The 13,447-nt window shown below is 59.1% G+C and carries 15 protein-coding genes; 5 read left to right on the top strand and 10 right to left on the bottom strand.

What is annotated here, in order from left to right; translation table 11 throughout:
• Positions 1–103: 103 nt before the first annotated feature.
• Positions 104–805, top strand: a complete 702-nt coding sequence (gene pyrF, locus B9H00_RS04335; RefSeq protein WP_086899630.1) for an orotidine-5'-phosphate decarboxylase — start codon at positions 104–106, stop codon at positions 803–805.
• 33 nt (positions 806–838) lie between these two features.
• Here pyrF and lapB read toward each other — a convergent pair whose 3' ends face one another.
• From lapB to B9H00_RS04320, 3 genes are all read right to left on the bottom strand, one after another.
• Positions 839–2,029 carry a lipopolysaccharide assembly protein LapB gene (lapB, locus tag B9H00_RS04330; RefSeq protein ID WP_086899629.1) on the bottom strand — a complete coding sequence of 397 codons (1,191 nt, stop codon included), beginning with the start codon at positions 2,027–2,029 and terminating at the stop codon, positions 839–841.
• Entirely contained in the window at positions 2,030–2,335 is a 306-nt protein-coding gene (locus B9H00_RS04325) for a lipopolysaccharide assembly protein LapA domain-containing protein (protein ID WP_086622114.1), read from the bottom strand.
• 135 nt (positions 2,336–2,470) lie between these two features.
• Entirely contained in the window at positions 2,471–2,767 is a 297-nt protein-coding gene (locus B9H00_RS04320; RefSeq protein ID WP_086899628.1) for an integration host factor subunit beta, read from the bottom strand.
• A 208-nt stretch (positions 2,768–2,975) separates the two neighbouring features.
• On the opposite strand from B9H00_RS04320, the gene B9H00_RS04315 reads away from it, so the two are divergent.
• Together B9H00_RS04315 and B9H00_RS04310 are read left to right on the top strand one after the other, a co-directional pair.
• On the top strand, positions 2,976–3,269 hold the full coding sequence (locus B9H00_RS04315; RefSeq protein ID WP_086899627.1) for an FAD assembly factor SdhE: 294 nt from the start codon (positions 2,976–2,978) through the stop codon (positions 3,267–3,269).
• Positions 3,229–3,639 carry a hypothetical protein gene (locus B9H00_RS04310; RefSeq protein WP_147376539.1) on the top strand — a complete coding sequence of 137 codons (411 nt, stop codon included), beginning with the start codon at positions 3,229–3,231 and terminating at the stop codon, positions 3,637–3,639. Before B9H00_RS04315 ends, B9H00_RS04310 begins: the two co-directional genes overlap by 41 nt.
• Here B9H00_RS04310 and B9H00_RS04305 read toward each other — a convergent pair.
• The 7 genes from B9H00_RS04305 to B9H00_RS04275 form a co-directional block, all read right to left on the bottom strand.
• On the bottom strand, positions 3,630–4,769 hold the full coding sequence (locus B9H00_RS04305; RefSeq protein ID WP_086899625.1) for an FUSC family protein: 1,140 nt from the start codon (positions 4,767–4,769) through the stop codon (positions 3,630–3,632). The genes B9H00_RS04310 and B9H00_RS04305 overlap by 10 nt on opposite strands.
• A gap of 116 nt (positions 4,770–4,885) precedes the next feature.
• Positions 4,886–5,911 carry a dipeptide ABC transporter ATP-binding protein gene (locus B9H00_RS04300; protein ID WP_086899624.1) on the bottom strand — a complete coding sequence of 342 codons (1,026 nt, stop codon included), beginning with the start codon at positions 5,909–5,911 and terminating at the stop codon, positions 4,886–4,888.
• Positions 5,908–6,909 carry an ABC transporter ATP-binding protein gene (locus tag B9H00_RS04295; RefSeq protein WP_086622120.1) on the bottom strand — a complete coding sequence of 334 codons (1,002 nt, stop codon included), beginning with the start codon at positions 6,907–6,909 and terminating at the stop codon, positions 5,908–5,910. Before B9H00_RS04295 ends, B9H00_RS04300 begins: the two co-directional genes overlap by 4 nt.
• A gap of 68 nt (positions 6,910–6,977) precedes the next feature.
• Positions 6,978–7,916 (bottom strand): ABC transporter permease subunit, encoded by a 939-nt coding sequence (locus tag B9H00_RS04290; protein ID WP_086899623.1) that lies wholly within the window; start codon positions 7,914–7,916, stop codon positions 6,978–6,980.
• Positions 7,917–7,931: 15 nt separating this feature from the next.
• Complete coding sequence (locus tag B9H00_RS04285; RefSeq protein ID WP_086899622.1) at positions 7,932–8,942, bottom strand: ABC transporter permease subunit; 1,011 nt, start codon at positions 8,940–8,942, stop codon at positions 7,932–7,934.
• 409 nt (positions 8,943–9,351) lie between these two features.
• Positions 9,352–10,278 (bottom strand): S66 peptidase family protein, encoded by a 927-nt coding sequence (locus B9H00_RS04280; protein WP_086899621.1) that lies wholly within the window; start codon positions 10,276–10,278, stop codon positions 9,352–9,354.
• A 68-nt stretch (positions 10,279–10,346) separates the two neighbouring features.
• Positions 10,347–11,942, bottom strand: coding sequence for an ABC transporter substrate-binding protein (locus tag B9H00_RS04275; protein ID WP_120211684.1), 1,596 nt, complete (start codon positions 11,940–11,942; stop codon positions 10,347–10,349).
• Positions 11,943–12,662: 720 nt separating this feature from the next.
• On the opposite strand from B9H00_RS04275, the gene B9H00_RS17185 reads away from it, so the two are divergent.
• On the top strand, positions 12,663–12,950 hold the full coding sequence (locus B9H00_RS17185; RefSeq protein WP_211329564.1) for a cytochrome b/b6 domain-containing protein: 288 nt from the start codon (positions 12,663–12,665) through the stop codon (positions 12,948–12,950).
• Entirely contained in the window at positions 12,890–13,267 is a 378-nt protein-coding gene (locus B9H00_RS16895) for a cytochrome b/b6 domain-containing protein (RefSeq protein WP_211329563.1), read from the top strand. The genes B9H00_RS17185 and B9H00_RS16895 overlap by 61 nt, the downstream gene beginning before the upstream one ends.
• Positions 13,268–13,447 lie beyond the last annotated feature (180 nt).

Below are 13,447 nucleotides of genomic sequence, written 5' to 3'. Positions count from 1 at the left end.
TAGTTAATTTTTATATATGGGGCTGGGGGTTTTTGATGGTTCATGACTATCCCGCTAATGAGGCATAGCCCTTATACTGGCGGTTCGAACTACAGGAGCCCGCATGTCTTCCCCTCTGATCATCGCTCTCGATCATACCAGTCTGGACGCGGCACTGCCGCTGGTGGACCAGATGGACCCGCAACGCTGTCGGCTCAAGGTAGGCAAGGAGCTTTTTGTCCGCAGTGGCCCGCACGCATTGAAAATGCTGCATCAGCGCGGCTTTGATGTCTTTCTGGATCTCAAGTTTCACGATATTCCCAACACGGTGGCTGCTGCGGTTCATGCAGCCGCCGATCACGGTATATGGATGGTCAACGTTCACGCGTCTGGGGGCCGGCAGATGATGCAGGCAGCACGTGACGTGCTCGTGCAAAACGGACTCAGGACGCATCTGGTCGCCGTGACAGTACTTACCAGCATGGATGATGCTGCACTGTCAGAAACCGGTGTGACGCGTACTGCTGGCGATCAGGCGTTGCATCTGGCAGGGCTTGCCCGGGACTGCGGCATGGATGGTGTGGTGTGCTCGGCGCGTGAAGCCGGCGATGTGGCTGCACAGTGTGGCGATGACTTCCTGCGCGTCACGCCCGGCATTCGTCCGGCCTTCGCGCAGCGCGATGATCAAAGCCGTGTCATGACCCCGCTTGAGGCGATGCAGGCCGGTAGTACGCATCTGGTGATTGGGCGACCGGTCACGCGCGCCAGTGATCCAATGGCAGCACTGGTAGCCATTGAACAGGAGCTTGCGGCACTCAAGGGGTAACGGCGGCCCGGATATGGCGCTCAGGAGGGGGCGTTATTCGCCCTCCAGACCTGTAATCGGTTTGATGGCGCCCCACTGGCGACAGCTGGGGCAATGCCAGTAAAGTCTTTCGCCCTGGAAGCCGCAGCTCTTGCAGCGATAACGGGCACGCTCGGCCATGAGCTGTTCGGTATGACGCTTGAGCAGACGCAGATGTTCAAGTTCATGCTCGGGGACCTCCTTGAGATAGAGATCCATCAGGTAGTCGATACCGCGCAGGCTCGGATGGCGCTGTAGCTGTTCGCTGACCAGGCGGGTAGCGTGTTCGATACCGTCGCGGGTGCGCAGTCGTTCGGCCAACAGCAAAACGAAGGAGACATAAGGTGCCTTTTCTACCTGGTCATGCAGAAAGTCAATCAGGCCGGCTTCGTCATCGAGCAGATCAAAGGCGCGCTGAATGGGCGCCAGCGTAATCGGTACCATGTCGCTGTCCTGATCGCGGATACGGCGCAGGGCACGGATTTCGTTACGATAGCTGCCGGCACGATGCTCAATGTCGGCATAAATCCAGTTGGCACGAACGCAGCTCGAGTCGATGGAAAGTGCCTGTTTGAGGTGTCTACGCGCAGGACCGGGGCTGCCTTCTTCGATGTTTTGTTCGGCCAGTTCGCAGTGCCAGTGGGCGGCTGCCCTGCGAAGCGATTCATCCTGTCGCACCAGCTGTGGCAGCGCCACGTCGATGGCCGCCTGCCAATCCTTTTCCCGCTCGTAGAGATCCACCATCAGACGCTTGGCAGCCGTCGCGGTGTGTTCATTTTCACACTGACGTACCAGTCCTTCGAGTAGGCGCTCGGCGCGATCAAGAACGCCCAGACGCATGAAGTCGCGGGCCAGCTCGAGCTGCACCTGCTCGCTCTGTTCCGAGGTCAATACGGGGCGTGCCAACAAATTCTGATGAATGCGCACTGCGCGGTCGGTTTCACCGCGCATGCGAAAGAGATTGCCCAGTGCGATGTGTGTATCGATGGTGTCGCCGTTGACTTCAAGCGCCTGTACGAAGGTTTCGATGGCGCGGTCGGGCTGCTCGTTGAGCAGAAAATTCAGCCCGACAAAATAGTCACGTGACAGGTGCTGGCCGGACAGCGCTCGCTGGCGATAGCGGTAGTGCTTTCGCTCCATGCGGCCCAGCCACCAGCCGATGCCGATTGCCGCAACGAGTATAAGGAGCAGCACGGGATCCGGCATTCAGGGGGCTTCCTTGAACTCCTGAACGCGCAGACGATCAAGCTCCTTGCGCTGTTGCTGGTTATCGTGGCGAGTGCGCATGAGCGTGGTACGCAGACGCAGATAAAGTCCTGACATGGCCACCATGCCCAGCAGTACGCCGGCCACCAGCGTTGATAGCAGCCACAGGGACAGCGAAGCAGGCGGTAGTTCCGCCCAGATAACGTCCAGCGGCACGGTCTGCTGATTGCGCACGGCAAACAGCATGCCCAGAAGCAGAACGATCAGTGTGACAACCGCAAGTACCACGCCCTTGAGCCAGCGCATAGCAGATCCCTGATTTTCCTTGTCCAATTAAAGGCAGTGTAACACCGGCATTGGCATGCAGCGATATTTGCAGTGCTTGTCTAATGCCGTGATAGGGCAGGAGTGCTCACGGAACAGGTGTGATAAAGGAGAGGATCAAAGTCCGTACTCGCGACTTGCGTTGACCTGCTCTCGCAGTTCCTTGCCGGGCTTGAAATGGGGTACGTGCTTGCCAGTGAGGCTGACAGGATCACCGGTCTTGGGGTTACGTCCGGTGCGGGGCTCACGGTAATGGAGAGAAAAGCTGCCAAAGCCGCGTATTTCGACCCGACCACCGTTTGCCAGCGTATCGGTAATATCGTCAAGAATCAGACGAACGGCTGACTCCACGTCCTTGACGGACAATTCTGACTGTTGCGCAGCAATCTGTTCGATCAATTCGGACTTCGTCATCGGGGGTTCTCCATCCGTCCTGTCGGGACCCTTTACAGGGCTTTTTGTTTGATTTCAGCATAGCGGCTAATGTGAGATAAAACAACGCACTACATGCCACTCAAAATTCATGTCAGGGGTGGCTTTCAAAGTTTCAGACAATCATGGGCGTGGCGCTCTGGCTGCGTATAATGGGCCGGCGGCAACCGCCATCTGACAGGAGATTGATGTGAGCGAACAACAAGCCTTTGATGCCACGGCGCGCAAGCGTCTTTACTGGCATTCCCGTCGTGGCATGTGGGAGCTGGATCTCATGCTGGTACCCTTTATCGAGAATTGCTTCGATGGGCTCAGTGATGAAGATCAGTATGCCTATCAGACGCTGCTGGCCTGTGAGGATCAGGATCTTTTCCTGTGGCTGATGCGTCGTGAACTGCCCGATGATCCGGCACTGACGCCCATCATCACAAGGATTGTGGATTATGCCGAAAGCACTCACACCAGTGACGTTCGGCCGCTCTAGAGTCGCCCTTGGACTTTATGGTCTGCTTGGCGGTGCCATCGCACTGGCCTGCGCACTCTGGCTGTCGGTGATCTGGGCCGGTGTGGTATTTGCTGTGCTGGGTATCCTGGGATGGCGTCAGGCAGGTGAGGTGCCACGTCCGCTGCGCATGACCGGTAGTGGACAGTGGGAGCAGTATCACCAGGGGCAGTGGCAGGGCGTGACGCTTGAAGTGTCACGACTCGGGCCACTGCTGTGTGAGGTTCGCATCGATCGGCGTCGTTACGCGCTCTGGTATGACTCGCTGCCGCCCGAGCAGTTTCGACGACTGCGCCGGTCGCTTTTGAGCCTGTCTACATCCGGTAAGGCGAACGGTGGTTCTCAGGGCTGAGCACTGTCGGGGCGTTCATCGCTCAGGCGCCGGCCGCCCACCAGATGATGCCGACTGGCGCGTTTTCTCAGTCGCGAGCTGGGCAAGCGCTGAATGTTGCCCAGATAACCGACCAGGGCGCGTGCCTGGCGGGCCAGCTCACGGTTGAGCCATAGGTAGCCACTCGGGCTGAACAGGGCGCGTCCCGAAGAGGAGCGTCCGGAAAAGGCCCGATTGACGTAGCGCTGTAGATCGAGCGCTGCAATGTTCATGTCGATTTGCTGACCGGTGCGCACCTGATGGGCCAGCATCGACAGTGACCGTGCCAGCTGTTGTTGCTCGGCGCGTAACCCTTCCAGACTTTCAATGATGTCGTGACCGTTGCGGGTATCCCAGTGGGTTTCCAGCAACAGCTCGACGGTTGAAATCATGCGGCGTTCCAGTGACAGCAGGCTGTTGAGCTCGCCGCGGCGCAGCCTCCCTTCCTTGTGAACGGCGTCGACCAGTGCGCGCTGCTTGATCAGCTGCGTAGTGGTCTTTTTCATCTCTTCCAGCGCCTGATCGTGATCGGCTTCGGTCGCCAGAGTATGGGCGTAATAGAGGCTGGCCAGCCGGTCGAGGTTATCGGCCAGCATGAAGCGAAAAAGATCCGTGGCCTTTTGAGGCAGCACAATGATCGTGATCAGAATCCCGATGCTGGTGCCCAGCAACACGTCAAAGGCGCGCCACAGGGCGATGGTCAGATCCTGATTGCCATCGCCGGTCACCATCAGAATCGTGATGCCGAACATCAAAACGCTATAGCCATAGCGTGAAGTGAAGGTCGCGTGCAGGGCGACGGCAATGGCGGCCAGCGTCAGCACCTGAATGGTGCCCGGTGGCGCCGAGGGAATCAGCAGCAGGGCAACGCCGAGCAGACCGCCCAGCGCCGTCCCGATCAGACGCTGCCCGCCCTTGTCCAGTACACCCCCGACATGAGGCAGGTTGCCCATGACCATCAGCGTGCTGACCGGCGCCCAGATGCTGTGAGGAATGTTGAAAAGCGAAATAATGGCAAAGGTGACACTGAGCGCGATGGTGGCACGCAGCGTGTAGAGATAGTGACGGTAACGGTAATTGAAATAGGGATCGCGAAAGCGTATGCGTGCCATGGAGCGCCGGACTGAAAGAGAGAGTGTCCCTATCTTATCGTCGAAGAATCCGAAAACTCGAGTAATAATCCTGTTTTACGCATCACCGGGGCGACGTTATGTCGCCCCGGTGAGTTTCATGCCGCGCCGCTGACGCGTTGTTCCATGAGTTCTTCGGCAAAGTGGCAGGCCACCTGGGCGCCTTCGACGTCGCGAAGCTCCGGGCGCTTATCGGCGCACTCGGATCTTGCGTGCGGACAGCGGCGGTGAAAGGCGCAGCCGGATGGCGGCGACAGTGGTGAAGGTAGCTCGCCGCTGAGCGCGATACGGTGTCGTCGCTCATCAGGGTTGACTGATGGCGTCGCCGACAGCAGTGCCTGGGTATAAGGGTGGCGCGGCGTTTCGAACAGCGCCTCGCGCGAGCCCACTTCTACCGGCCGGCCCAGATACATCACCATGACGTTATCGGCAACGTGGCGAACCACGCTCAGGTCATGCGAGATGAACAGATAGGCCAGCCCGAACTCCTGCTGCAGGTCGTTGAGCAGGTTGAGCACCTGAGCCTGCACCGAGACATCCAGAGCCGAGACGGGTTCATCCAGCACCAGCACGCGGGGTCGCAGCATCAGGGCGCGTGCCACAGCGATGCGCTGGCGCTGTCCGCCGGAAAACATGTGCGGGTAGCGGTCATAGTGCTCAGGGCGCAACCCGACACGCGCAAGCATGTCGCGGGCCATCCGCTGACGCTCCTCGGCCGGTGTCGAGGTATTAATGACCAGGGGTTCTTCGAGAATGGTGCCGATGCGTTTGCGCGGGTTGAGAGAGCCGTAGGGATTTTGAAACACCATCTGCACGTCACGGCGCAGGGCAGCCAGAGTCTGCGCGTCAGGATGGGCAGCATCCCGCCCACCAACCCTGAGCTCTCCTGATGACGGGGGCTCAACCAGGGTCAGCATGCGAGCAAGCGTGGATTTGCCACAGCCGGATTCGCCCACCACGGCCAGGGTTTCACCGCCGTGAAGAGTGAAGCTGACGCCCCGTACGGCGTGGAGTTCGGCACGGCGCAGAAATCCCTGGCGCACCTGATAGGTCTGAACGAGGTCGCGCGCCTCCATCAGGGGCGCGTCGAGCAGGGGGGCATCAGGAATGTCGGGTCGGCTCATGACATGGTCTCCAGATCCTCTTCATTCAGTGGGTGATAGCAGCGCACGTGACGTGTGCCGAGACCGGTTTCGGCATGGATGGCTTCAAGCGACGGTCGGCTGGCGCGGCAGTCCTTTTGGGCATGGGCGCAGCGGGGGTGAAAAAGACAGCCCTGTGGCCGGTCACCGATGCCGGGTACGACCCCGGGGATGGTCGGCAGACGCGCCGTACCCGGATGACGTTCCGGCAGCGCGTTGAGCAGTGCGCTGGTGTAGGGGTGTCCCGGCTCGCGAAAGACATCGTGACTGGTGCCGGTTTCCATCAGCTGGCCGGCGTACATGACGGCCACGCGTTTGGCGGCGCCGGCCACCACGCCCATATCATGAGTGATCAGGATCATTCCCATGCCACGCTCTTCCTGAAGCCTGAGCAAAAGGTCCAGGATCTGCGCCTGGATGGTGACATCCAGTGCCGTGGTCGGCTCATCGGCGATTAAAAGCCGCGGGTTGCAGGCAATGGCCATGGCAATCATCACACGCTGATTCATGCCGCCCGAAAGCTGGTGTGGATAATCGCTCAGCCGCTTGCCTGGTGCCGGAATGCCGACCTGATCGAGCAGTTCGATGGCGCGTTCGCGTCGCTGGCGGCGACTACCGCCTTCATGGGCCTTGATGGCTTCCAGCAGTTGGAAGCCGATGGTAAAGCTTGGGTTGAGACTGGTGCTCGGCTCCTGAAAGATCATGGCAATATCGTTGCCGGTCAGGCGTCGTCGAGCACGGTCGCTCAGGGTCTGCATGTCCTGCCCGGCGAAATGAAACCGGCTGGCCTCGACCCGGGCGTTGAAGGGCAACAGGCCCATCATCGCCAGCATGGTCACACTCTTGCCGGAGCCGGATTCCCCAACGATCCCCAGGACTTCGCCTTCTTCCAGCCTGAGACTTAGATCCGATACCGCCGGGAAGGTCCCTTCATCCGTATCGAAGGATACGCTGAGCTGTTCAATGTCCAGAAGCGCCATGGCGCTCTCCTGTTTTGAAATGGTCGATGTTTGTCGTTGTTGTCGTATCGGTGCGCTCGTTGCCGTCATCAGCGCTTGAGGCGCGGATCGAGGGCATCACGCAGGCCATCGCCCATGATGTTGAAGGCCAGTACCGTGATCAGCACCGCAAGCCCCGGGAAGGTCACCACCCACCAGGCCTGTAGAACATACTGACGAGCATCGGCCAGCATGCTGCCCCATTCCGGCGTTGGTGGTTGGGCGCCCAGGCCCAGAAAGCCCAGTGCGGCGGCATCGAGCACGGCGTTGGAAAAGCTGAGTGTGGCCTGCACGATCAGCGGGGCCAGGCAGTTGGGCAGGATGGTAATGAACATCAGCCGGAACATGCCGGCCCCGGCCAGACGTGAGGCCATGACATATTCACGTTCGCGCTCGGTAATCACCGAACTGCGCGTCAGGCGCACGTAGTGGGGCAGATAGACCACCGCAATGGCCAGCATGGCGTTAAAAAGCCCCGGCCCGAGTACGGCAACCACGACGACGGCCAGCAGAAGGCTCGGAATCGACAGCATGATGTCCATCAATCGCATGATGACGGTGTCGACCCAGCCACGCAGAAAGCCGGCCAGAAGGCCAAGCAGCACGCCGATGCCCAGCGACAGCGAGACCACGATGACGCCGATGGTCATGGAGAGTCTGGCGCCATGGATCAGGCGGCTGAGGATGTCTCGGCCCAGATCGTCGGTGCCCAGTACAAAGCGCAGGGAGCCGCCGTCCTGCCAGAAGGGCGGGGTCAGGACGCTGTCACGAAACTGCGCGACCGGCGAGTAGGGCGCGACCACGTTGGCCAGGCAGGCAATCACGATGATCAGCGCAATAATGATCATGCCGACCAGAGCGGCACGGTTGCGGCGGAAACTGCGCCAGACGTCACGCAGCGGGGACGGACGCTGTGGTGTGCGCTCCGTCTGTGTGTCCTCGTCGATCTCTGGCACGGCGGCCGGCGGCTGAGGGGTAACCTGTGTCATGTGTGGCCTCCGGGCTCAGCGACTGTTGCGAATGCGTGGATTGATCAGCCCGTAGAGCAGATCAACGATCAGATTGACCACCATGACAATCAGGGCGATCAGCAAAATGCCGCCCTGCAGCGAGGGGTAGTCGCGCCGTCCGACGGCATCGATCAGCCATTTGCCGATGCCGGGCCAGGAAAAGATGGTTTCAGTGAGGATGGCGCCGGAAAAGAGCAACCCGATCTGTAGCCCGATGACCGTGGTGACCGGAATCATGGCATTGCGCAGGGCGTGAATGGCGATGATCCGCCAGGGAGAAAGCCCCTTGGCCCGAGCGGTACGGATATAATCCTCGCCCAGTACTTCAAGAATCGAGGAGCGGGTCATGCGGGCAATCACGGCCAGCGGGATGGTGGCCAGCACGATCGTGGGGAGAATCAGGTGCCGCAGAGCATCAACGAAGGCCCCGGGCTCGCCGGAGAGCAGGGTATCGATCAGCATGAAACCGGTGGGGGTTTCGATCCAGTAGTTCGAGGAGAGTCTTCCCGAGACCGGCGTCCAGCCCAGAATCCCTGAAAAAAGAATGATCAGAAGCAGGCCCCACCAGAAAATCGGCATCGAGTAGCCGGTCAGCGAGGTGCCCATGACGGTGTGGTCGATGATAGAACCACGCTTGATGCCGGCAATGACGCCCAGTGGAATGCCCAGGGCTACGGACAGCAGCATGGCGCAAAAACCAAGCTCGAGCGTGGCCGGGAACAGCGACAGGAACTCATCGAGGACCGGATTGCTGCTGATCAGGGAGTGGCCCAGATCGCCCTGGGCCAGATTGCCCAGAAAGCTCAGGTACTGTTCCCACAGTGGGCGATCAAGGCCCAGCTCGGCCATGACCTGAGCATGGCGCTCGGGTGAAATGCCGCGCTCGCCGGCCATGATGGCCACCGGGTCGCCGGGAATGAGATGCACCAGTGTGAAGGTCACCAGCGTGATACCGATCAGCGTCGGGATCAGCATTAAAAGTTTGCGAAAGACAAAGCTCAACATAGGGGTTTCCGCCACCGCGAACGTGTGATCCGTGCCTGCCGGCAGTACGTCGACATGGCCTGTCGGCCAGAGCGTATTGATCAGCAGGAATGGGCAGACAATGAAACCAGGCGGTGTGATCTTCGCGCCGGAGTCATGCCTGAAGAGCGAGATACGGTCTAGCCGGAATCGGAACGATATGCAGGGCCGGCCTGGCAAGTGGCGCGAAGGGTGAGACGAGCCTTGTAGAGACGGCGAGTCGAGAGGGTAGTGGTCATGGTCATGTATTCCTGCTTGTTATTGTTGCTGCAGCGTGGATGCCTTGTAGGCTGCGATGCAGTAAGGGATAGACCCTAGGGGATTGCGCTGATCCTGTCCATGCCCGTAACGGCGCATGGACAGGCAATCCGATTTCGTCAGCCGGGTCCTTTCAGCAGGCGTGCCAGTCAAGTCCGGCGCTGCTCAGTCTTGCCATCTGACCGACCGGCCATGCCTGATTGTGTTCGCCGTGGCCGAAAGGCACCTGGTGATAGAGCGGGATATCGTGCGGGGCCAGCCACTCCTGCACCATCGCCTCGACACTGCTGTCACCGGTATCACAGTCCGTGAAACTGCCCAGACAGACGGCGCTCAACCGGGACGGCTCAAGGCTGTCCAGCAGCTGGCACAGGCTGCGTTCCAGACGGTAAAGCCGTTCCCCCACGTCCTCCAGCATCAGGATCGCGCCCTCTGGTACATGCAATGCCCCGGCAGTGCCGGCGACGCTGGCAAGCGTTGTGAGATTGCCACCAACGAGTGCGCCTTCCACGGGCGTGGCTGGGCCCGCCACGTATGTTGCATTCATGTGGCCACTGCAGCCATTGAGTACCGATGCGATGCTGGCCATGGACTCGGCCCGGGCCTTGTGCGCTGGCCCCAGGGCCTGTTCAAGCAGTGCCAGTTCGGTGGCCACCGGTGCATGAAGGGCCCTGCGCCCACGGGCGTGGAAGGCACTCAGCAACACACTGATGTCGGAATAGCCCACCAGCGGCACGTCCGGGAGCCTGTCCCAGTCAATATGATCGATCAGCTGGGCGCAGCCATAGCCCCCACGCAGGCACCACACCGCAGCCGCGTTCGGCAGATGAAAGGCAGCATGGAAATCCGCCAGACGCTCCTCGACGGTGCCGGCCAGATAGCGATGTCGCGCCCGGGCGTTGGGCATGAGATGTGGGCTATAGCCCATTTGCCTGAGCAGCGTGCAGGTAGCCTCGATGCGCTCGGGTAAAACAGCGCCGGCAGGGGCAATGAGCGCCACGGTCCGCGGGCCATCGCCCAGTGGACGCAGCCTGGAGAGTTCAGTAGTCGTTCGTGTCATGGGCACCTGTCTGCAAGGCATGAAAAACCCCGCTCGTCAGAGCGGGGTCATATCCTACGTCAGAGGGTCTATTCCTTGATATCTACCCCATAGAAGATATGGGAGCCGGTGGGCTGTACCTGATAGCCGGTGACGTTGCTGCGGACCGGATCGTAGACGATCGAGTGGGCAATCGGCAGCCAGGGCAGCTGGTCACGAAAGATCTCCTGTGCCTGTACATAGAGTTCTGCACGCTTCTCCTGATCGGTCTCGGTAGCCGCCTGACGGATGATGTCGTCGTACTCCGGATTACACCACTTGGCGTAGTTGGAGCCATCGCGTGCGGCGTTACACGACAGCAGCGTATTGAGGAAGTTGTCCGGATCGCCGTTGTCACCGGTCCAGCCAAACAGGCCGGTCAGGGCCTCGCCCTCAGAGGCGCGACGCAGATACTCGCCCCACTCGTAGGAGACGATTTCGGCATCAACGCCCACCTTGCGCCAGTCTGACTGAATGATTTCAGCCATGCGCCGCGCGTTGGGGTTATAGGGACGCTGTACCGGCATGGCCCAAAGCTGGGTCTTCAGGTTCTCAACGCCGGCTTCCTTGAGCAGTTTTTTGGCCTGCTCGGGGTCATAGGGGATTTCCTTGACGTTCTCGTCATAGCCCCAGAGCGTTGGCGGAATCGGGTTTTTAGCCTTTTCGCCGGCACCCTGATATACCGACTCGATGATGGCATCACGGTCCACGGCCATCGACAGTGCGCGACGCACCTTCGGATCATCGAAGGGCGGCTTTTCGGTCTGGAAGGAGAGATAGCCCACGTTCAGCCCTTCAGCCGATTCCAGATTGATGTTGGGGTCGTTGCGCATGGCCTCCAGGTCGGCCGGATTGGGGAAGACCATGACCTGGCATTCGTTGGCCTGAAGCTTCTGGAAGCGCACCGAGGCGTCAGGCGTAATGGAAAAGACCAGCCGGTCGAGCGGTGATTTACCGTCCCAGTAGTCCGGGTGTGCCAGGTAACGGATATAGGCATCACGCTGGAAGCCGGCGAACTGGAAGGGCCCGGTTCCCAGCGGTTGCTGATTCATGCGTTCCGGGTGGCCTTCCTTCATCAGCTTGTCGGCGTATTCGGCAGACAGGATCGAGGCAAAATCCATGGCCATATCGGAGAGAAACGGCGCCGAGGCGCGGCTCAGGTGAAAGCGCACGGTATGCTCATCAACCTTTTCGACACTGTCGATCAGATCCGGCATGCCCATGCCTTCGAAATATTCATAACCGCTGCCGACCCCGTGCCAGGGATGATCGTCTTCCAGCTGGCGATTGAACGAATAGAGCACGTCATCAGCGTTGAATTCACGTGAGGGCGTGAAGTAGTCGGTGGTCTGGAACTTGACGCCCGGACGCAGGTGGAAGGTATAGGTCTTGCCGTCATCGGAGACCTCCCAGGATTCGGCCAGCGCCGGCTTGATTTCGGTTGTGCCTGACTTGAACTCGACCAGTCGATTGTAAATGGTGCGCGAGGAAGCATCGAAGGTCGTCCCGGCAGTGTAGTGCTGCGGGTTGAAGCCTTCCGGGCTGGCTTCGGAGCAATATACGAGGGTCTTGGCATGGGCAGTACCGGTGGCTGCCAGCAGCAGGCCACCTGCCAGCATCAGCCGGCGCGGAGTTGTCTGGGTCATGAGCACGTCTTTTGTATATTGTTGGTGTGACCGGCCGGATAGGCCGGCTGTCGCCAAGCGACCGACGATGGATCGGCCTCATGGATGTAACGTCACGACACAACGTCACGCATTGAAACTATGTCGGGGCCGGGCAGGCTGTCAATTGCAGGAAAGGCCTAAAGAGGACGACTTAAGTCAGAAGTGTCAGTGATCGTCAGGAGAGCAACCCCCGTTGAGATCCCCTGAATACAGTGGGGCACAAGAGGTGTCATTCATGATGGCCGAGTAGCCATGCAACCCAGCAAAAGGCGGGATAAAAAGGCAAAACGAGAGGCGTTTATCACGGTTTGAAAAAATTTAAAGATTAAATGCCTGCTTAAGCTACCGTCGTTTTAAACGATGTACCATCGCTGAACTGTTCCTGAAGACGACTCGAGTGTGCAGTCAAAAAGAATAAAAAGGGGGGCATCGACGTCACAGTCGTGAATCCGCAAAGATTATCAGTTGGATAAATGAAAGGCCTTTTGCCAACCGCTTTGAATTGAAACGGTGAGAGGCGGCGGTCTATATCGCTCCAATGTTGTGCCAATGTCATTCCGGAGAGAAGCACTTGTATATGGATGGGTCCATTTATCCATTCGCCGGTGTCGGTCGCCGCTTCAAGGAATGATCCGGTGAAAAAGCGATTGAGCTCGTGTCGGGACTGTCTGAACGAAGGCTTATCTGAATGGAGTCAATATGACCACTGACCATGCCGTTACTCGACACTCTCTCGCCACACGATTGGTTCATGCAGGACTGGCCATCGCCGTCATCATTCAGCTCTCAACCAGCCTTGTCATGCATGCCGGTCGGGCAGGGGATCCATTCTTCCAGGTACACAGCTTTAGTGGCCTCACGGCCATGGTGCTCGTCACATTATTCTGGATCGTCGCTGTGGTGCGTACAGGGGGGGCGATCCGGGCATGCTTCTGCCCTGGTTCAGCCGCGCACGACGTCAGGCGCTTTGGCAGGACATCAGGATGACATTGGCCGCTCTCGGCAAGGGACGTCTTCCTCCTTATAGAGAAGCTTCTCCGCTTGCCGCCATGGTTCACGGGCTGGGGTTGTTGCTCATGACCGCAATGGCTGCCAGTGGCACCCTCTATTTTTTCCTTGCCGACACACGGCTCGGATTTGTCGAATGGGTGATCAAAGCTCACAAGCTGCTGGCCAGCCTTGTCTGGGTTTACCTGATGGCACATTCACTCATGGCGCTGATCCATCACTTTGCCGAAGGTGTAAGCCTGAGCAGAATGTGGTCGGTCACATCAGATCGCAAGCTTCCTTCTGACGATAAATAATCGATCGGGTCCTTTCCTGTTCCATGCCTAAAGCGTGGCGGCTCTTATAAGGATCATTGAAGGTTTGATTTATGGCCCGATATTCAAATGCATCCTGATTCAAATGATGCTCATTGATATAGAAAGGAACTGCTGGACCATTCGATATACCAGGGCAGGGGTGAGGTCATTTTATGATCC

This window comes from Kushneria marisflavi (genome assembly GCF_002157205.1).
Classification (GTDB): domain Bacteria; phylum Pseudomonadota; class Gammaproteobacteria; order Pseudomonadales; family Halomonadaceae; genus Kushneria; species Kushneria marisflavi.
Note: the sequence above shows the minus strand (reverse complement) of the source record. Positions and strands in the feature narration are given on the sequence as shown.

Bases quoted from the DNA above. Each gene is read 5' to 3' on its own strand.
- B9H00_RS04320 (WP_086899628.1), bottom strand. From the start codon at position 2,767: ATGACGAAGTCCGAATTGATCGAACAGATTGCTGCGCAACAGTCAGAA.
- pyrF (WP_086899630.1), top strand. From the start codon at position 104: ATGTCTTCCCCTCTGATCATCGCTCTCGATCATACCAGTCTGGACGCG.
- B9H00_RS04305 (WP_086899625.1), bottom strand. From the start codon at position 4,769: ATGGCACGCATACGCTTTCGCGATCCCTATTTCAATTACCGTTACCGT.
- B9H00_RS04275 (WP_120211684.1), bottom strand. From the start codon at position 11,942: ATGACCCAGACAACTCCGCGCCGGCTGATGCTGGCAGGTGGCCTGCTG.
- B9H00_RS04290 (WP_086899623.1), bottom strand. From the start codon at position 7,916: ATGACACAGGTTACCCCTCAGCCGCCGGCCGCCGTGCCAGAGATCGAC.
- B9H00_RS04285 (WP_086899622.1), bottom strand. From the start codon at position 8,942: ATGTTGAGCTTTGTCTTTCGCAAACTTTTAATGCTGATCCCGACGCTG.
- lapB (WP_086899629.1), bottom strand. From the start codon at position 2,029: ATGCCGGATCCCGTGCTGCTCCTTATACTCGTTGCGGCAATCGGCATC.
- B9H00_RS04300 (WP_086899624.1), bottom strand. From the start codon at position 5,911: ATGAGCCGACCCGACATTCCTGATGCCCCCCTGCTCGACGCGCCCCTG.
- B9H00_RS04280 (WP_086899621.1), bottom strand. From the start codon at position 10,278: ATGACACGAACGACTACTGAACTCTCCAGGCTGCGTCCACTGGGCGAT.
- B9H00_RS04325 (WP_086622114.1), bottom strand. From the start codon at position 2,335: ATGCGCTGGCTCAAGGGCGTGGTACTTGCGGTTGTCACACTGATCGTT.
- B9H00_RS04295 (WP_086622120.1), bottom strand. From the start codon at position 6,909: ATGGCGCTTCTGGACATTGAACAGCTCAGCGTATCCTTCGATACGGAT.
- B9H00_RS04310 (WP_147376539.1), top strand. From the start codon at position 3,229: ATGCCGAAAGCACTCACACCAGTGACGTTCGGCCGCTCTAGAGTCGCC.
- B9H00_RS17185 (WP_211329564.1), top strand. From the start codon at position 12,663: ATGACCACTGACCATGCCGTTACTCGACACTCTCTCGCCACACGATTG.
- B9H00_RS16895 (WP_211329563.1), top strand. From the start codon at position 12,890: ATGCTTCTGCCCTGGTTCAGCCGCGCACGACGTCAGGCGCTTTGGCAG.